Consider the following 17,518-nt stretch of genomic DNA (forward strand, 5'->3'; position numbering starts at 1 on the left):
TGCCGCTGAGAGCCCCATGCACGGCGACGCATGCGGCGCGCAGTAGCCTCGATGGGTGAGTTCCGACGAACCGGGCGGTACCCCCGCCGTCCCACCGAAGCAGATGGGCGCGGCCTACGGCCTCGGGCGCTTCCTGATCGCCCCGCTCGCGCGTGCCGTCTACCGCCCCCGGGTCGAAGGGCGCGACAACGTGCCGCGCACCGGTCCGGTGATCTTCGCCAGCAATCACCTGTCGTTCATCGACTCGATCGCGATCCCCGTGGCCTCTCCGCGCCCCGTGCACTTCCTGGCCAAGTCGGCGTACTTCGAGAAGTGGGCGTCGCGACAGTTCTTCACCGCCATCGGCGCGATCCCCGTCGAACGCGGTGCCGGGCAGGCCGCGCTCGACGCTCTGGACCAGCAGCGCGCGCTCCTCGAGGACGGACGCGCGGTGGCGCTGTACCCGGAAGGCACCCGCTCGCTCGACGGCCGCCTGTACAAGGGCCGTACGGGTGTGGCCTTCCTGGCACTGCAGACCGGCGCGCCGGTCGTGCCCGTGGGTCTGATCGGCACCGACAAGGTGATGCCCGTGGGCGCCAAGGTCCCCACCACCAAGGAGCGCATCACCGTGCGTTTCGGTGAAGCGCTGGACCTGTCCCCCCACGGTGCCGCCTCGTCCGGCCGGGCTCGCCGCGGAGCGACCGACGAGATCATGGCGGCGATCCACGCGCTGAGCGAGCAGGAGCTGGCGAACGCGTACAACGAGGCTCCCGCGCAGAATCCGATCGAGCGCATCAAGCAGGTGCTCCCGCACGAGCGGATCTGAGCGGGCGCCGAATGCACGGCGGCTCGCCACGGGGAGGGTCCGAAGACCCTTGACGCCGCGCCTCCTGACGAGCAGGGTCTGAAGAGGCGGGCCCGAACCCGCCTCAGCCACGACGAGGAGGCACCCCGTGAAGAAGTTCGTCAACGACCCGGCCGACGTGCTGGCGGAAGCCCTGCGAGGGATCCACGCCGCCCACCCGGAGCTTCGCATCGACAGCGAGAACCGCGTCATCCTGCGCGGCGAACCCACGCGCGAGGGCAAGGTCGCGCTCGTCTCGGGCGGCGGATCGGGCCACGAGCCGATGCACGGCGGTTTCGTGGGCCGGGGCATGCTCGACGCCGCCGCCGCCGGTGAGGTGTTCACCTCCCCCACTCCCGACCAGGTGCTGGCGGCGACGCAGGCCGTGGATTCCGGTGCCGGCGTCCTCCACATCGTGAAGAACTACACCGGCGACGTGCTGAACTTCGAGATGGCGGCGGAGCTCGCGGCGGCCGAGGGCGTGCGGGTCGAGTCGGTCGTGGTCGCCGACGACGTCGCGGTCCAGGACTCGACGTGGACCGCGGGTCGCCGCGGCACCGGCACCACCGTGATCCTGGAGAAGATCGTCGGCGCCCTCGCCGAGGAGGGTGCCGACCTCGAGACGGTCGCGGCGCTCGCGCGTCGCGTGTCCGAGGCCGGCCGTTCCATGGGCGTCGCGCTCACGAGCTGTACCGTGCCGGCGGTGGGCCATCCCACGTTCGAGCTGCCCGAGGACGAGATGGAGGTGGGGGTCGGCATCCACGGTGAACCCGGCCGCTCGCGCGTCAAGCTCGCCACGGCCCACGAGATCGCCCGGCTCATGGTCGATCCGATCGTGCACGACTTCGCGGAGCCCGTCGGTCCGGCGATCGTGCTGCTGTCGGGCCTGGGCGGCACGCCGCTCATCGAGCAGTACCTGCTCTACGGCGAGATCGCGCCGCTGCTGGCCGAGGCGGGCGTCGACGTCCGGCGCGTGCTGATCGGCGACTACATCACGAGCCTCGACATGGCGGGGGCCTCGCTCACGGTCGTGAAGGCCGACGACGAGTTCCTCCGTCTGTGGGACGCACCGGTCGTCACGCCCGGCCTCCGGTGGGGCGCATGAGCGGGGCCGTCTCGACCGACGACCTCGTCGCCTGGATCCGGGCGTTCCGTGACGCCGTGCAGCAGCACCGCGATGAGCTGACCGCGTTGGACGCCGCGATCGGCGACGCCGACCACGGATCGAACATGGCGCGCGGCCTCGATGCCGTCGTCGCGAAGCTCGACGCGCCGCCGGCCTCCGCCGCCGACCTGTTCAAGACCGTGGGCATGACCCTCGTGTCATCGGTCGGCGGGGCGAGCGGCCCGCTGTACGGCACGTTCTTCCTGCGGATGGGTCCCGCTCTCGCGGACGGCGTGGATGCCAGCTCCCTCGGCGCGGCTCTGCGGGCCGGCGCGGAGGGGGTCGTGGCCCGCGGCAAGGCGGAGCCCGGCGACAAGACGATGGTGGATGCGCAGCTCCCCGCGGTCGCCGCGTGGGACGAGGCGGTGGCCGCCGGCGGGGACGCGGCCACGGCTGCGGCGGCCGCTGCCGCCGCAGCCGCGAGCGGTCGCGACGCCACCGAACCGCTCGTCGCCCGCAAGGGGCGGGCGAGCTACCTCGGCGAGCGCAGCGCGGGTCACGTGGATCCGGGTTCGGCCTCGACGGCACTCCTCTTCCGGACGCTGAGCGACACTCTGGCGGCGCGCGGGTGATCGGCATCGTCGCGGTCTCGCACAGCCGTCCGCTCGCCGAGGCCGCCGTGGATCTCGCGCTGCGAATGGGCGGCGGCGACCCGCCCACGGTGCTGATCGCCGCGGGCGGCCCGGACGGCGACCTGGGGACGGATGCCGCCGCCATCGCGCAGGCGCTGGATTCGGCGGACTCCGGGGACGGCGTGCTCGTGCTGATGGACCTCGGGTCCGCGCTGTTGAGCGCCGAGATGGCCCTGGAGTTCGCCGCCGCACCGAACCGCGTCGCCCTGAGCCCGGCGCCGTTCGTGGAGGGCCTCGTCAGCGCCGTGGTCACGGCCGCGGGTGGGGCGACTCTCGCGCAGGTCGCGGCCGAGGTGGCCGGCGCGGCCGAGGCGAAGCGCGTTCACTTGGGGGCGGTGGATGCCGATGCGCCCCCGCCGGAGTCGGGGAGCGCGCCGTCCGGCGACGAGCTCTCCTTCGAGACGACGGTGGTCAATCCGTCCGGCCTGCACGCTCGCCCCGCCGCGACGTTCGTCAAGACGGCGTCCCGGTTCGACGCCGACGTGCAGATCGCGGAGATCGGCGGCGAGACGCCTCCCGTCTCGGCGCGGAGTCTGCTCGCGCTCATGGCCCTCGGCATCCGCCAGGGGACCCGGGTGCGGGTGACGGCGACGGGCGCGCAGGCCCGCGACGCGCTCGAGGAACTCCGCACGCTCATCGACGACGGGTTCGGCGAGGTCTGACGCGCGTCGTCTGCTCAGCGGGTGACGCTGAGCAGACGACGCGCGAGCGCCTCCTCGACGACGAGTTCGGTGACGAGCCCGGCGGCCAGCGCTCCGCGCAGGGCGGTGAGCTTGGACAGGCTCGACACGACGCAGAATCGGCGTGGGATCCGTCGCACGGTGTCGAGGTCGGGGCCGCTGGACCGGGCGTTGAGTTCGGGGATGTCCCACGACCCGTCGACGCGGTAGAACACCGTCGCGCAGTCGCCGACGACGCCTTCGCGCTCGATGATGGCGCGGTCGCGTTCGTCGAAGTAGTCACCGCTGTAGACGTGCGACGGCACGTCGGCGTGCGGGGACCCGAGACCGAAGACGAAGAGTCCGACCCGCTGCTGGATCTCCAGCACCGAGCGCACCGACCGCTCACGCCACATCGCCTGCTTGGTGCGCGGGTCGTCGAACAGGGCCGGAACCGGGAATTGGTGCACCGACGACGACCACGCCGCCCCGAGCTTCGACAGGATCTCGCCCGCGTAGGGGATGCCGGAGGTGCGGAGGTTCGCGGCACCGTTCATCTGCACGATGTGGGTGTCGTGCACATCCTTCGACGGGACGTGCCGCGCGATGGCCGACAGCGTGGACCCCCAGGCGATCCCGATGGTCATCGAGGACTCGATGCGCTCGGCGAGGATGCGCGCTGCCGTCAGCGCCGTGCGCTCGAGCCGTTCGGCCTCGGAGGTGCGCGCCGGCGTGGGCACGACATGGGCGGTGATCCCGAACCGATCGGCGATGCGCTGCGCCATCTGGCCGCGCGCGTCGTCCGGCGGGCTGATCGAGATCGTGACCAGGCCCACGTCCCTGGCGTGCTGCAGAAGTCGCGAGACGGAGGAACGGGAGACGCGCATCTCGTGCGCGATGGCATCCATCGTGAGGTCCTGCATGTAGTACAGCTGCGCCGCGCGCAGCGCGTCGCGGGAGCGTTCTTCGGTCTGCGTCGTCATGGCCCGCCTTTCTGCGCTTGCCCATTCTGCACGTTTGTTCAAGGGGCTTGCAACAACGTGCAGACGCGCGCATCCTTCTTCGGTACCCACAACGAAAGGTCGCAGTCGACATGTCGTCCCCCTCTTCTTCGCTCCGCGCCGGTGTCCAGGCGCTCCGTGACGCCGAAGACCTCGACGTCCTCATCATCGGAGGGGGCATCAACGGCCTCGCCACCCTCCGCGACCTCTCCCTGCAGGGAGTGAAGGTCGCCCTCGTCGAGCGCGGGGACTTCGTCTCCGGCGCGTCCTCGGCGTCCAGCCACATGGTGCACGGCGGCATCCGCTACCTCGAGAACGGCGAGTTCCGTCTCGTGAAGGAAGCGGTCACCGAGCGCAACGACCTGCTCAAGACCGCCCCGCACTACGTCAAGCCCCTCGAGACCACGATCCCGATCTACAAGACGTTCTCCGGCATCCTCTCCGCACCGTTCCGCCTGCTCGTGACGCATGGTCGCGGGAAGCCCAACGAGCGCGGCGCCCTGCTGATCAAGGTCGGCCTCATCATGTACGACACCTTCTCGCGCGACGGCGGCTCGGTTCCCCGTCACAAGTTCCTCGGGAAGAAGAAGTCGCTGGCCGAACTGCCGCGCCTCAACCCCGACCTGGCGTACACCGCCACGTACTTCGACGCCTCCATGCACGACCCGGAGCGCATCGCGCTCGACGTCCTGCACGACGGCATCGTCGCCGGCGGCGGCCGCACGCAGGCCGTCAACTACGTCTCGGCCGTCGGCGCCGACGAGAACGGCGTGCGCGTCCGCGACGAGGTCTCCGGCGAGGAGTTCTCGGTGAAGGCCAAGGTGATCCTGAACACCTCGGGCCCGTGGACCGACCTGACCAACGGCGCGCTGGGTCTGCAGACGCAGTTCATGGGCGGCACCAAGGGCTCGCACATCGTGCTCGACAACCCCGAGCTGCTGGCCGCCACCGGCGGGCGCGAGATCTTCTTCGAGCACTCCGACGGCCGTATCGTCCTGATCTACCCGCTCAAGGACCGCGTCCTCGTCGGTACGACCGACATCGACGCCGACCCCTCTAAGCCGGTCGTGTGCACCGACGACGAGATCGAGTACTTCTTCGACCTCATCGGCCACGTCTTCCCCACCGTCGCGGTGGACCGCTCGCAGATCGTGTACACCTTCTCCGGCATCCGTCCGCTCCCCCGCCACGACGACACCGCCCCCGGCTTCGTCTCGCGCGACTACCGCATCGTCGACGACGAGATCGGCGGCATCCCGGCCATGAGCCTGGTGGGCGGCAAGTGGACCACCTTCCGCGCCCTCGCCGAGCACCTCAGCATGAAGACGCTGCAGAAGCTGCGCCGGCCGCACCGCGTGAGCACCCAGGGACTCCCGATCGGCGGCGGCAAGGGCTTCCCGACCACTCCCGAAGAGCGTCGCCGCTGGGTGTCGGCACGCACGAATGCGCATTCGGCCGCGGTCGTGGAGGCCATGCTCGAGCGCTACGGCACCCGTGCCGACGCGATCCTCGACGTGCTGCCGGCCGAGCCGACGGCCCTCGAGCACGCTCCCGGTTACTACCGCGAGGAGCTCGTGTGGATCGCGGAGCACGAGCAGGTCGTCCACCTCATCGACGTCCTGCTGCGCCGCACGCACCTCGCCTTCGTGGGCGGGATGAGCGAGCGCACACTGCGCGAGGTCGCCGAGGCCGTCGCCGCACCGCTCGGCTGGGACTCCGCTCGCGTCGATGAGGAGATCGCGACGACGACCGAGGCGCTGCGGACCGCGCACCGCGTCGATCTGGCCGAGGCCGGAGTCGCGCGAATCTGAGAGAACGTGCGGGCGCGCCGTCTGTTGCGCGCCCGCACGGCGGTCGTAGGTTCAGAACAACCGAGCCGCGAAATGTCCGAGCCGATGGCGGCCGGGCACAACAGAAAGGTCGATGACGACATGCAAGAAGTGAATCTGGGGCTGTACTTCCTCTCGGAGGTCGTCGGCACCGCCATGCTGATCCTGCTGGGTTGCGGCGTGGTCGCGAACGTGGCACTGGCCAAGACCAAGGGCAACGCCGGCGGATTCCTGATGGTCAACTGGGGGTGGGGTCTCGCCGTCTTCGCCGGCGTGATCGTGTCGGCGTACTCCGGCGCTCAGCTCAACCCCGCGGTTTCCATCGGACTCCTCGTCGCGGGCAAGATCGGCTTCGTCCAGTTCCTCGTCGCGGTCGCCGCGCAGCTCGTCGGTGCCATCATCGGTGCCGTGCTCGCGTGGGCCTCGTACAAGCAGCACTTCGACGACGAGCCCGACCCCGCCGCGAAGCTCGGGGTGTTCTCCACCGGACCCGCCATCCGTTCGTACGGGTGGAACCTCGTGACCGAGATCATCGCGACCTTCGTCCTGGTGTTCGTGATCTTCGGGTTCGCCGACTACGGCGTCGCCGACATCGGCGTCCCCGGGGGCATCGGCGGTCTCGCCGCCGTTCCGGTGGCCCTGCTCGTGGTCGGTATCGGCGCCTCCCTCGGTGGCCCGACCGGATACGCGATCAACCCGGCCCGTGACCTCGGCCCGCGTATCGCGCACGCGATCCTCCCCATCAAGGGCAAGGGCTCCAGCGACTGGGGCTACGCGTGGGTGCCGGTCGTCGGCCCCCTCGTCGGCGGCCTCCTCGCCGGTGTCCTCTCCCCCGTGCTGCTGCACCTGGCCAAGTGACCTCCCGCGGGGGCGTCCGCACGGCGCCCCCGCTCCTCCTCCCCTTCCGATCCACCTCAACCCACCACTGACAAAGGAGTCCATCCATGGCCGACTACGTCCTCGCCATCGACCAGGGCACGACCTCGACGCGCGCGATGATCTTCAACAAGTCCGGCGGCGTCGTCGCCGTCGGACAGAAAGAGCACGAGCAGATCTTCCCCAAGGCCGGGTGGGTCGAGCACGATCCCCTCGAGATCTGGCGCAACACCCAGGAAGTGATCGGTCTGGCCCTCAGCCGCGCCGACATCACCCGCCACGACATCGCCGCGGTCGGCATCACCAACCAGCGCGAGACCGCGGTGGTCTGGGACAAGAACACCGGCAAGCCCGTCTACAACGCCATCGTCTGGCAGGACACGCGCACGCAGTCGATCGTCGACCGCCTCGCCGACGGCGACACCGAGCGCTACAAGAGCATCGTCGGCCTGCCGCTCGCGACCTACTTCTCGGGCACGAAGATCGTCTGGATCCTCGAGAACGTCGACGGCGCTCGCGAGAAGGCGGAAGCCGGCGACCTGCTCTTCGGCACCACCGACACCTGGGTGCTGTGGAACCTCACCGGCGGCATCGACGGCGGCGTGCACGCGACCGACGTCACCAACGCCAGCCGCACGCTCTTCATGGACCTCGAAACGCTGCAGTGGCGTGACGACATCCTCGCGGACTTCGACGTCCCGAAGTCCATGCTCCCCGAGATCCGCTCCTCCTCGGAGGTCTACGGTCAGGTCGAGTCCTCCTCGCTCCTGCGCGAGACCCCCGTCGCCGGCATCCTGGGCGACCAGCAGGCCGCGACCTTCGGTCAGGCCGCCTTCGACCCGGGCGAGAGCAAGAACACCTACGGCACGGGCAACTTCCTCATCTTCCAGACGGGTGAGGAGATCGTCCACTCCCAGAACGGTCTGCTGACCACGCTCGGGTACAAGCTCGGCGACCAGCCCGCGCGCTACGCCCTGGAGGGCTCGATCGCGGTGACCGGTTCGCTGATCCAGTGGCTGCGCGACCAGCTGGGGATCATCTCCTCGGCGCCGGAGGTCGAGGCTCTGGCGAGCTCGGTCGACGACAACGGCGGCGTGTACTTCGTGCCGGCGTTCTCGGGCCTGTTCGCCCCGTACTGGCGTCCGGACGCCCGCGGCGCGATCGTCGGCATGACGCGCTACGTCAACAAGGGGCACATCGCCCGTGCGGCTCTGGAGGCCACGGCCTTCCAGACGCGCGAGGTGCTCGACGCGGTCAACGCCGACTCCGGCGTGGACCTCACCGAGCTCAAGGTCGACGGCGGCATGACCGCCAACGACGCGCTGATGCAGTTCCAGGCCGACATCCTCGGCGTGCCCGTCGTGCGTCCGGTCGTCGCCGAGACCACCGCGCTGGGTGCCGCCTACGCGGCCGGCCTCGCGGTGGGCTTCTGGGACAACCTCGACGACCTGCGCGCCAACTGGCAGGAGGACAAGCGCTGGGAGCCCGACATGGACTCCGACGAGCGCGACCGCGAGCTGCGCCTGTGGAAGAAGGCCGTCACCAAGTCGATGGACTGGGTCGACGACGACGTGCGCTGAGCGCATCCCTTCGCAACGGAACCCCGCCGGCCCCGTGCCGGCGGGGTTCCGTCGTTCCCGGGAGGAGGGGCCTCCGGATGCCGGTGCCTCAGCGTGCGGGTCGGGGGAACGCCGCTCGCACGACATCGGACTGCAGATAGTCCGAGACCCCGATGAGGAGGATCGCGAAGAGGATCTGCTCGGTGACGACCCAGAACGGATAGAGACCCGGGATGGCGGCGAGCACGAGGGCGACCACCGGGAAGATCCGGCTGAACAGCTGGAGGCGCCGGAACGCCCAGTACCAGCCGGCCCGCGCCCGCCAGAGGAAGTAGAACAGGGTCGTGGTGATGCCGAGCACCACGAGGCAGCGCATCCACACCGCGAACCCGACGTCGTCGCCGCCGAGGGTCATGACCGCGGCGACCACGACCGTCGCGACCCCCAGTACGAAGCCGGCGCCGAGAAGGACGGTCACCGCGCGGAAGGCACGGCGGACGCGGGGATCGTGGGAGACGTCGACGCGATGGTCGGCCTGGCGGCCGCCGGCGAGGCGGTCGAGGCGCCGCAGGGCGGGTTCGAGCTGCATGCGCTCACTGTACGACGCCGAACGGGCGTCAGGCGGCGGTGACCACCGGCTCGTGACGCACCGGGAAGTTCACCGAGTTCGCGATGAAGCACCATTCGCGCGCCTGGCGGTGAGCTGCGACGGCAGCCTCCACCATCGACTCGTCGGCCACGACGACGCGGGGCCGGAGCAGGACATAAGTGAATGCTCCCCCGCCCTTTCCGTCCTCCACCATCGTGCCGGTCGCGTCGTCGGTGTACGAGACCACGACCACGCCGGTCGTGACGCACGCGTGCAGGTACGACAGCAAGTGGCACTCGCTGAGGGCGCCCAGCAGCAGCTCTTCCGGGTTCCACTTCGCCGGATCTCCGCGGAACGGCTTGTCGGCCGATGCCTCCAGAAGCGGCTTTCCCCCCACCTCGAGCGAGACCGAGCGGTCGTAGTCGCGGTATCCGCTCGTGCCGGTCCCCCGATCGCCGGTCCACGTCGCCTGCAGACGGTACTGGTGCTCTCCGTTCATGCCTCCCATCCTGCCTCCTCCCGCGTGGTCCGGACCCGCCGGATACGATGGAGGGATGCCTCTCACAGCCCCGGATGCCGTCGAACTCGCCGTCGTCGAGCGCAACGGATTCATCGAGTCGCGCCACCACGGCGTCGCCGTGGTCCTCTCCCCCGACGGGTCGGAGCAACTCGCCCTGGGCGGCCCTTCGGCCCTGTTCCTGCCCCGCTCGAGCATGAAGCCGTTGCAGGCCCTCGCATGCCTGTCGGCGGGCGCCGAGCTGACCGGGGAACGCCTCGCCCTGTCGATGGCGAGCCACTGCGGGACCGACCGTCACGTCGAGGCGGCCCGCGGCATCCTGCAGTCGGTAGGCCTCACCGAGGACGACCTCGGCTGCCCCGCGGCCTGGCCCAGCGACCCCCAGACCCGCGACGAACTGGTGCGCGACCACGGGGTTCCGTCCCCGCTGCGGATGAACTGCTCCGGCAAGCACGCGGCGATGCTTCTGACGTGCGTCACGAACGGCTGGTCGACGGCGGACTACCTCGATGCGCAGCACCCGCTTCAGATCCACATCCGCGAGGTCATCGAGAGACTCGTCGGCGAGCGCCTCACCACGACCGCGATCGACGGCTGCGGCGCGCCGGTGTACGCCATGAGCCTGACCGGGCTCGCCCGCGCCATCCAGCGCATCGCGACCTCGTCCGAACGGTCCCCTTTCGCGTTGCACCGCAGCGCCGGCGCACTGGTGCGCGCCGTCCGTGAGAACCCCTGGACCATCGACGGGCCGGGTCGCCCCGACACCGTCGTCATCGAGCGCCTGGGCGTGTTCGCCAAGATGGGCGCAGAGGGCGTGCAGGTCATGACGGCGCAGGACGGCACCACCGTCGCGCTGAAGATGCTCGACGGGTCGAACCGGGCCGCCCACGCCGTCGCCCTGCGTCTGCTGGAGCGCGCCGGCGCCCTGGAGCCCGCCGCGGTCGCCGACACCCTCGCGGTCCTGCCGCTGAGCGTCCTGGGGGGCGGTCAGCCGGTCGGAGTGATCCGCGCCGCCGTCTGACGCTGCGCTCCGCCCGCCGGGCGGGTGGGGTCACAACGACGACCGCGTCGGCCGCTCAGGGGAGAGCGACCGACGCGGCGTGCGTCAGATGCCGCCGTCGACCGAGCGCGGGTACGCGATCGGCTCTTCGGGCACAAGTACCTCGGTGTCGCGATTGAGGCTCTCCCCACGGAAGAACGGCTTGGATCGGGGGAACGCGTACCAGAGCACCATCAGGACGACGCCGATCGCGAGCGAGCCGATCCCCAGCACGAACGTGCCTCCGATACCGAACAGCACCGTGTAGCCGTACTCGGGGTCGTACATGTCGATGGCGGACTGCACGAACGCGTACGTCAGCATCAGCGCGCCGAGCAGGGGCAGGATGCCGCGGTAGACGAGGTTCCTCGCCGAGGTGAAGAGGTCGCGGCGGAAGTACCAGACGCAGGCGTAGCCCGTGATCGCGTAGTAGAAGGCGATGGCGAGGCCCAGCGACAGGATCGAGTCCTGCAGGATGTTGTCGCTGATGAGGGTCATGCCCACGTAGTAGATGCTGGCGACGATCCCCATGACCAGCGTCGAGAACGACGGCGTCTGGAAGCGGGGATGCACCGTGCTGAACCGGCGCGGCAGCGCCTTGTAGGCCGCCATGGCCAGCGTTCCGCGCGCGGTCGGCAGGATCGTGGTCTGCGTGGAGGACACGGCCGAGATCAGCACGGCCACGATGAGGATCCAACCGAAGGGACCGAAGAGGCCGTCCTTCAGCGCCAGGAAGACGTCATTGGCGTTGTCGGGGTTGGCCAGCCCCGTTCCGTCCTCGCCGACGCCGGCGTACATCATCGCGGCCACCGTCACGGCGACGTAGGTGCCGAGCAGGATCACGGTGGTCAGCAGCGCCGCGCGACCCGGGATGCGCTGGGGGTCCTTCGTCTCCTCGTTGAGGGCGAGACACGTGTCCCAGCCCCAGTAGATGAACAGCGCCAGCAGCACGGCCTCGGTGAACCCACTCCAGTCGGTGAAGCCGAACGGGTTGAACCAGCCCAGGTCGAACGGCGTCGGGTTCGGAGCCGTCCCGTCGAAGAACTTCCACAGCGCGACGATGACGAACAGCGCCAGCACGAGGTACTGCACGCCCAAGAGGATGTTCTGGATCCGCTCGCCGATCTCCACACCCCGATAGCTCACCCAGGTCATCGCGGCGATGAACCCGACGCCGGTCGCGGTCACGAGCGGCACGTTCTCGGCGAGCGAGCCGTCGCCGATGAGGGTCCAGAGATAGATCCCGGCGATCTGCGCGAGGTTGGCCAGCACGACCATGCCTGCCACGGCGACGCCCCACCCGCCCATCCAGCCGACCCACGGACCGAACGCCTTGGTCCCCCAGGTGAAGGTGGTGCCGCAGTCCGGGACGTCGTTGTTCAGCTCGCGATACGCGAAGGCGATGAACAGCATCGGGATGAAGGCGATGATGAAGGCGATGGGGGCCGAGGCGCCCACGGCGAGGACGACGAAGCCCAGGGTTGCGACGAGCGAGTACACCGGCGCGGTGGAGGCGAGACCGATGACGGTCGATCCCCAGAGGCCGAGAGTTCCCGCGGCGAGGCCCTTGCCGGCCGTCCGTTCGGGTGCGGTGGTCATCTGCTGAACGTAGAAGTCAGCAGGCCCCCGGGTCAAGCACCGCGGTCAGGCGGCGCGTCGGGCGACGTCGAGCACGACGATGGTGATGTTGTCGCGGCCGCCGTTCTCCAGGGCTGCGGCCATCATGGCCTCGACCGCGTCGGCGGGGTCGGGGTTGGCATCCAGGAAGTGCCGGATGCCGAAATCGGTGAGCTCTTTCGTCAGGCCGTCCGAGCAGATGACGAAGCGATCACCGTCGAGGACCTCGAGGCGGAGGTAGTCGGGCTTGACGCTGTCGCTCGGGCCGACGGCGCGCGTGATCACGTTGCCGTACGGGTGGTTCTCGGCTTCCTCCGGGCTCAGACGACCGGCGGCGATGAGTTCCTGCACGACGGAGTGGTCGGTGGTGATCTGAACGATGTCGTCGTCGCGCAGCAGGTATACGCGCGAGTCTCCGATGTTCAGCGTCACCCAGTGGGGCTCGTCCCCGCCGGCTTCGAGGTACAGGCCGGTGAGGGTCGTCCCCGTACCCTCGTCGGTCGTCTCGGGGTGGGCGACGATGTCCTTCACCGCGCGGGCGAGAGCCTTCTCGATGTTCTTCGGCGAGACGATGCCGCTCTCGACGACGGCGCGCAGACGGTCGACGGTGCTCGCGCTGGCGATCTCCCCACCCAGGTGGCCGCCCATTCCGTCGGCGACGACGAACAGGGGGAACTCGGCGAGGACCGCGTCCTGGTTCACCTCACGGCGCTTGCCGGTGTCGGTGGTCGCCGCCCACGAGAGATCGAGCGCACCGCCCGTCAGGGGAACGGTACGCGTATGGGTGGTCACCTCGGGCACGAAAAGATCCTCCGGTTGGCCGACGTCTTCGCCGGCGGAACCGCGCGGCCCTGTCATCCTAGTCGACGCGTGGACTGCGCCCAGGGATGCCACGGGCGCGGCGCCTCCGGGCGGAACGATGACGAGCTCCCCGCGCCGGGCGCGGGGAGCTCGTCATCGTGAGGGCGTCAGACCTGCGGTCCCGCCGGGGGCGGCGGCGTGGGGCCCGCGGGAGGAGCCGGCGGCGGCGGCGTGGGGCCCTCAGCGGGCGGTGCCGGCGGCGGCGTGTACGGCTGGGCCGGCGGGGCGTAGCCGGCGGCGCCTCCGGCGGGGGCTGCCGACACCGGCTGACCCGGCTGCACGGGGATGCCGTTCCACACCGTCTTGTCCGCGAGGAACGAGTTCGCCCAGGGCGACGGCTGGATGTTCGGGTTCCACGCGTTGCTGCCGAACGCCAGGATGCCGAGCCAGATCCACTGCCCGAGCGGGCCCAGGATGAACAGCAGGAGGATCGGCCAGTCGCGGCCGAACTTGGCGTTCACCCGGTAGGCGATCATGATGAGCGCGACGAAGAGCGCGATGCCCGACAGGTACTGCAGGACCGGGATGGCCGAGGCGACGACGAGCGCGAGGATCACCCACGGCGAGAAGTCGCCGAGCTTGGCGAGGACGAGGTAGTTGTAGATCGGCACCCACGCGCGCCACTTCCCCTGCACGCCCGCCTTCTCGAAGACCTTCGACAGCAGGAACGCGCTGATCACGTAGCCCACGATGGCGAACAGGAACAGGAAGAGCGCGAGGATCAGGAAGGCGGCTGCCGATGCGGCGTCACTGGCGCCATAGTCGTTGTAAGCCAGATGGATCATGATGACGAAGTTCCTCTCGGGCCGGATACGAGCTCACGCCCGTATCAGCGACGGGTGTCTCCCGCGTAGGTCATGCTAGCGAAGCTGAGTGTTGGCTGACAGTACCTTGACCCGGCGATCTCAGACCAGCAGTTCGACCTCGCCGGCTCCCCCGTCGCGCACGACGATCCCGTTCGAGCCCGCCCAGTCGACGAGGTCGCGCCGGGATTCGATCCGCGCGCCCGTCGTCGCGAGGGCACGCGCGAGCTCCCCTTTCGCCTTCTTGTTGAAGTGGTTGAGTGCACGGACCGTGCCGTCGACCCCCTCCGAGACCACGCGGACGTAGACACCCTCCACGTCCGCGGGTACCGGCCCCAGCGCGACGTACGCCTCCGACCGCAGATCCAGGACGAACCCGGGGTCGGCCTCTGCGATCGCCCTCGTGACCGCATCGGCCCAGACCCTCCGCGGCGAGGGCAGTCCGGGCAGGGAGGTGCCCGCCGCGAGTCGATAGACCGGGATGCCGTCCAGCGCACCCACCGGACCGAACGGCGCCGAGTGGATCAGGACCCGCGAACCCAGCCACGCCCGCCCGGCGGCGGCGAGAGTGCCGGCGTCGAGAGCGTCGTAGAGGACCCCCGTATAGCGGTCGACCGCGGGAAGGGTGGGCGCGGAACGCATCGCCGCATTGTCGGCGACCTCGCCGAGACGACGCGGGCTCAGCTTGAGCACTCGCGCGGACAGCTCCTCGTCCGAACTCAGCGCGACCAGCCCGTCGACGACCTGCTCACGGGCGGAGCGGAGGGACGGGAGGGCCAGGGAGCCCAGATCGATCGGGGCACCGTGACCGCCCGGCCGTTTGGTCTCGGAGGGGGGCAGAAGAACGAGCATGCGACCTCGGGGGAACGAAGACGCGCGCCGCCCGGCGAACCGGACGACGCGCGTCGTGAAGAAGTGTCAGACCAGGGATGCGTGACCGGCGACGATGGTGAGCTCGTCGCCCGCCATCGACAGGAACCCGTCCTCGGCGTTGGCCAGCACCTTGGTGCCGTCGACACCCGTGATGCGGACCTCGCCCTGAGCGAGGATCGCGAGCACCGGTTCGTGGCCCTGCATGAAGCCGATCTCGCCTTCCACCGTCTTGGCGACGACCAGCGACGCCTCCCCGGTCCAGACCTCGGCGTCGGCCGAGACGAGGTTCACGCGCAGCGGCATGTCAGCCGTTCTCCTTCTGGATCTGCGCCCACTTCGCCTCGACGTCGGAGATGCCACCGACGTTGAAGAACGCCTGCTCGGCGACGTGATCGAAGTCACCCTTGACGATCGCGTCGAACGACTCGATGGTCTCCTTGATCGGGACCGTGGAGCCCTCGACGCCGGTGAACTTCTTGGCCATGTAGGTGTTCTGCGAGAGGAACTGCTGGATGCGACGCGCACGCGACACGACGATCTTGTCTTCCTCGGACAGCTCGTCGACACCGAGGATCGCGATGATCTCCTGCAGTTCCTTGTTCTTCTGAAGGATCTGCTTGACCGACGTGGCCACACGGTAGTGGTCGGCGCCGATGTAGCGCGGGTCGAGGATCCGGCTCGTCGAGGTGAGCGGGTCGATGGCCGGGTACAGACCCTTCGACGCGATCTCACGGGAGAGCTCGGTCGTGGCGTCCAGGTGCGCGAACGTGGTCGCGGGAGCCGGGTCGGTGTAGTCGTCGGCGGGGACGTAGATCGCCTGCAGCGACGTGATCGAGTGACCACGCGTCGAGGTGATGCGCTCCTGGAGCACACCCATCTCGTCAGCCAGGTTGGGCTGGTAACCCACGGCCGAGGGCATGCGGCCCAGCAGCGTGGAGACCTCGGAACCGGCCTGCGTGAAGCGGAAGATGTTGTCGATGAACAGCAGCACGTCCTGCTTCTGGACGTCGCGGAAGTACTCCGCCATCGTCAGCGCCGACAGGGCGACGCGCAGACGCGTCCCCGGCGGCTCGTCCATCTGGCCGAACACGAGCGCGGTCTTGTCGAAGACGCCCGCCTCCTCCATCTCACCGATGAGGTCGTTACCCTCACGGGTGCGCTCACCGACACCGGCGAACACGGAGACACCACCGTGGTCCTGCGCCACGCGCTGGATCATCTCCTGGATGAGGACGGTCTTGCCGACACCGGCGCCACCGAAGAGGCCGATCTTTCCGCCCTGCACGTAGGGCGTGAGGAGGTCGATCGACTTGATGCCCGTCTCGAACATCTCGGTCTTGGACTCGAGCTGGTCGAAGCTCGGCGCCTTGCGGTGGATACCCCAGCGCTCGGTGACCTCGATCGTCTCGCCGGGGGCCGCGTTGAGCACCTCGCCGGTGACGTCGAAGACCTTGCCCTTGGTGACGTCGCCGACGGGGACCGAGATCGGGCCACCGGTGTCGCGCACCTCCTGGCCGCGGACCATGCCGTCGGTCGGCTTGAGCGAGATGGCGCGGACGAGGTCGTCACCGAGGTGCTGCGCGACCTCGAGGGTGATCTCGGTCGAGTCGTCACCGATGGTGATCGTGGTCTTCAGCGCGTTGTAGATCTCGGGGATCGCGTCGTGCGGGAACTCGATGTCGACGACGGGCCCGGTGACACGCGCGACGCGGCCGACGACAGCCGCGTCGGTCTTCTCGGCGGTGAGGCTCATGGCTTCTTCTCTCCTTGGGAACTTACTTGCCGGATGACAGAGCATCGGCGCCGCCGACGATCTCGGCGATCTGCTGCGTGATCTCCGCCTGGCGCGCGTTGTTGCGCAGGCGGGTGTAGTCGGTGATGAGCTTGTCGGCGTTGTCGCTGGCCGACTTCATCGCCTTCTGCGTCGCGGCGTGCTTCGCCGCGGAAGACTGCAGGAGGGCGTTGAAGATGCGGCTCTGGATGTAGACCGGCAGGAGCGCATCGAGCACGGTCTCGGCGTCGGGCTCGAACTCGTAGAGGGGGTAGACCTCCGCCTGAGCGGGGGCGTCATCTGCCTCGAGAACCTCGAGCGGCAGCAGACGGACCGACTCGGGAGACTGCGTCATCATGCTGACGAAGCGGTTGTACACGAGGTGGATCTCGTCGACGCCATCGTTCTCTCCCCCGGCGCGGTACGCCTGCAGCACGGCATCCGAGATCTCCTCCGCCGTCGAGAACTGCGGCGTGTCGGTGTCGCCGACCCACTGCGCTGCGCTCGGCATGCGGCGGAACTGGAAATAGCCGACGGCCTTGCGCCCGACGAGGTAGAACACGACCTCTTTGCCCTGCGTCCGCAGCAGCTCGGCCAGCTCGAGACCCTCACGGAGAATCTGCGAGTTGAACGCGCCGGCGAGGCCGCGGTCGGAGGTGAAGATCACCACGGCGGAGCGACGGATGTTCTCACGCTCCGTCGTCAGCGGGTGGTCGATCGAGGAGTGCGTGGCCACCGCGGAGACGGCGCTCGTCACGGCTCGCGCGAAGGGCGATGCCGCGCGCACACGCGCCATCGCCTTCTGGATGCGCGAAGCCGCGATGAGCTCCATCGCCTTCGTGATCTTCTTGGTCGTCTGAGCAGAACTGATCTTCTGCTTGTAGACCCGCAGTTGTGCGCCCAT

18 protein-coding genes are annotated in these 17,518 nt (G+C 69.4%); 8 read left to right on the plus strand and 10 right to left on the minus strand.

The features are described 5' to 3' along the window. The first annotated feature begins 103 nt into the window (after nt 1-103). The 4 genes from BW982_RS04845 (at nt 104) to dhaM (ending at nt 3,282) form a co-directional block, all read left to right on the plus strand. A complete protein-coding gene (locus tag BW982_RS04845) occupies nt 104-805 on the plus strand; it encodes a lysophospholipid acyltransferase family protein (RefSeq protein ID WP_254845552.1) in 702 nt (233 codons plus the stop codon). A gap of 127 nt (nt 806-932) precedes the next feature. Further along, the gene (gene dhaK / locus BW982_RS04850) at nt 933-1,928 is read left to right on the plus strand and encodes a dihydroxyacetone kinase subunit DhaK (protein ID WP_076490904.1); all 996 of its coding nucleotides are present in this window, start codon (nt 933-935) and stop codon (nt 1,926-1,928) included. Further along, a complete protein-coding gene (dhaL, locus tag BW982_RS04855; RefSeq protein WP_076491878.1) occupies nt 1,925-2,560 on the plus strand; it encodes a dihydroxyacetone kinase subunit DhaL in 636 nt (211 codons plus the stop codon). The genes dhaK and dhaL overlap by 4 nt, the downstream gene beginning before the upstream one ends. Beyond that, entirely contained in the window at nt 2,557-3,282 is a 726-nt protein-coding gene (dhaM, locus tag BW982_RS04860; RefSeq protein ID WP_076490905.1) for a dihydroxyacetone kinase phosphoryl donor subunit DhaM, read from the plus strand. Before dhaL ends, dhaM begins: the two co-directional genes overlap by 4 nt. Before the next feature lie 14 nt (nt 3,283-3,296). Here the strand turns inward: dhaM and BW982_RS04865 are convergent, their stop codons facing one another. Beyond that, nucleotides 3,297-4,262 (minus strand): sugar-binding transcriptional regulator, encoded by a 966-nt coding sequence (locus tag BW982_RS04865; RefSeq protein ID WP_022878079.1) that lies wholly within the window; start codon nt 4,260-4,262, stop codon nt 3,297-3,299. A 110-nt stretch (nt 4,263-4,372) separates the two neighbouring features. On the opposite strand from BW982_RS04865, the gene BW982_RS04870 reads away from it, so the two are divergent. The 3 genes from BW982_RS04870 (at nt 4,373) to glpK (ending at nt 8,565) form a co-directional block, all read left to right on the plus strand. Beyond that, nucleotides 4,373-6,091, plus strand: coding sequence for a glycerol-3-phosphate dehydrogenase/oxidase (locus BW982_RS04870; RefSeq protein WP_076490906.1), 1,719 nt, complete (start codon nt 4,373-4,375; stop codon nt 6,089-6,091). Nucleotides 6,092-6,211: 120 nt separating this feature from the next. After that, complete coding sequence (locus BW982_RS04875; protein ID WP_076491880.1) at nt 6,212-6,967, plus strand: MIP/aquaporin family protein; 756 nt, start codon at nt 6,212-6,214, stop codon at nt 6,965-6,967. 86 nt (nt 6,968-7,053) lie between these two features. Next, nucleotides 7,054-8,565, plus strand: a complete 1,512-nt coding sequence (gene glpK, locus BW982_RS04880) for a glycerol kinase GlpK (RefSeq protein ID WP_076490907.1) — start codon at nt 7,054-7,056, stop codon at nt 8,563-8,565. An 88-nt stretch (nt 8,566-8,653) separates the two neighbouring features. On the opposite strand, the gene BW982_RS04885 is transcribed toward glpK, so the two are convergent. Together BW982_RS04885 and BW982_RS04890 are read right to left on the minus strand one after the other, a co-directional pair. Continuing rightward, nucleotides 8,654-9,133: a hypothetical protein gene (locus tag BW982_RS04885; protein ID WP_076490908.1), complete on the minus strand. Its 480-nt coding sequence runs from the start codon at nt 9,131-9,133 to the stop codon at nt 8,654-8,656. A 28-nt stretch (nt 9,134-9,161) separates the two neighbouring features. Beyond that, nucleotides 9,162-9,632 (minus strand): OsmC family protein, encoded by a 471-nt coding sequence (locus tag BW982_RS04890; RefSeq protein ID WP_076490909.1) that lies wholly within the window; start codon nt 9,630-9,632, stop codon nt 9,162-9,164. A gap of 55 nt (nt 9,633-9,687) precedes the next feature. Between BW982_RS04890 and BW982_RS04895 the strand changes: the two genes are divergently transcribed. Continuing rightward, nucleotides 9,688-10,671, plus strand: a complete 984-nt coding sequence (locus tag BW982_RS04895; RefSeq protein ID WP_076490910.1) for an asparaginase — start codon at nt 9,688-9,690, stop codon at nt 10,669-10,671. An 84-nt stretch (nt 10,672-10,755) separates the two neighbouring features. Here the strand turns inward: BW982_RS04895 and BW982_RS04900 are convergent, their stop codons facing one another. From BW982_RS04900 to BW982_RS04930, 7 genes are all read right to left on the minus strand, one after another. Then, a complete protein-coding gene (locus BW982_RS04900) occupies nt 10,756-12,288 on the minus strand; it encodes an APC family permease (RefSeq protein WP_076490911.1) in 1,533 nt (510 codons plus the stop codon). Between the two features lie 45 nt (nt 12,289-12,333). Next, nucleotides 12,334-13,107, minus strand: coding sequence for a PP2C family protein-serine/threonine phosphatase (locus BW982_RS04905; protein WP_076490912.1), 774 nt, complete (start codon nt 13,105-13,107; stop codon nt 12,334-12,336). A 167-nt stretch (nt 13,108-13,274) separates the two neighbouring features. Beyond that, nucleotides 13,275-13,952 carry a DUF5684 domain-containing protein gene (locus tag BW982_RS04910; RefSeq protein ID WP_076490913.1) on the minus strand — a complete coding sequence of 226 codons (678 nt, stop codon included), beginning with the start codon at nt 13,950-13,952 and terminating at the stop codon, nt 13,275-13,277. A gap of 120 nt (nt 13,953-14,072) precedes the next feature. Further along, nucleotides 14,073-14,822 carry a YaaA family protein gene (locus BW982_RS04915; protein ID WP_076490914.1) on the minus strand — a complete coding sequence of 250 codons (750 nt, stop codon included), beginning with the start codon at nt 14,820-14,822 and terminating at the stop codon, nt 14,073-14,075. A 66-nt stretch (nt 14,823-14,888) separates the two neighbouring features. Beyond that, nucleotides 14,889-15,146 (minus strand): F0F1 ATP synthase subunit epsilon, encoded by a 258-nt coding sequence (locus tag BW982_RS04920; RefSeq protein ID WP_076490915.1) that lies wholly within the window; start codon nt 15,144-15,146, stop codon nt 14,889-14,891. 1 nt (nt 15,147) lies between these two features. Further along, complete coding sequence (gene atpD / locus BW982_RS04925; RefSeq protein ID WP_076490916.1) at nt 15,148-16,596, minus strand: F0F1 ATP synthase subunit beta; 1,449 nt, start codon at nt 16,594-16,596, stop codon at nt 15,148-15,150. 22 nt (nt 16,597-16,618) lie between these two features. After that, complete coding sequence (locus BW982_RS04930) at nt 16,619-17,518, minus strand: F0F1 ATP synthase subunit gamma (RefSeq protein WP_076490917.1); 900 nt, start codon at nt 17,516-17,518, stop codon at nt 16,619-16,621.

Source organism: Microbacterium sp. RURRCA19A, assembly GCF_900156455.1.
Classification (GTDB): Bacteria; Actinomycetota; Actinomycetes; order Actinomycetales; family Microbacteriaceae; genus Microbacterium.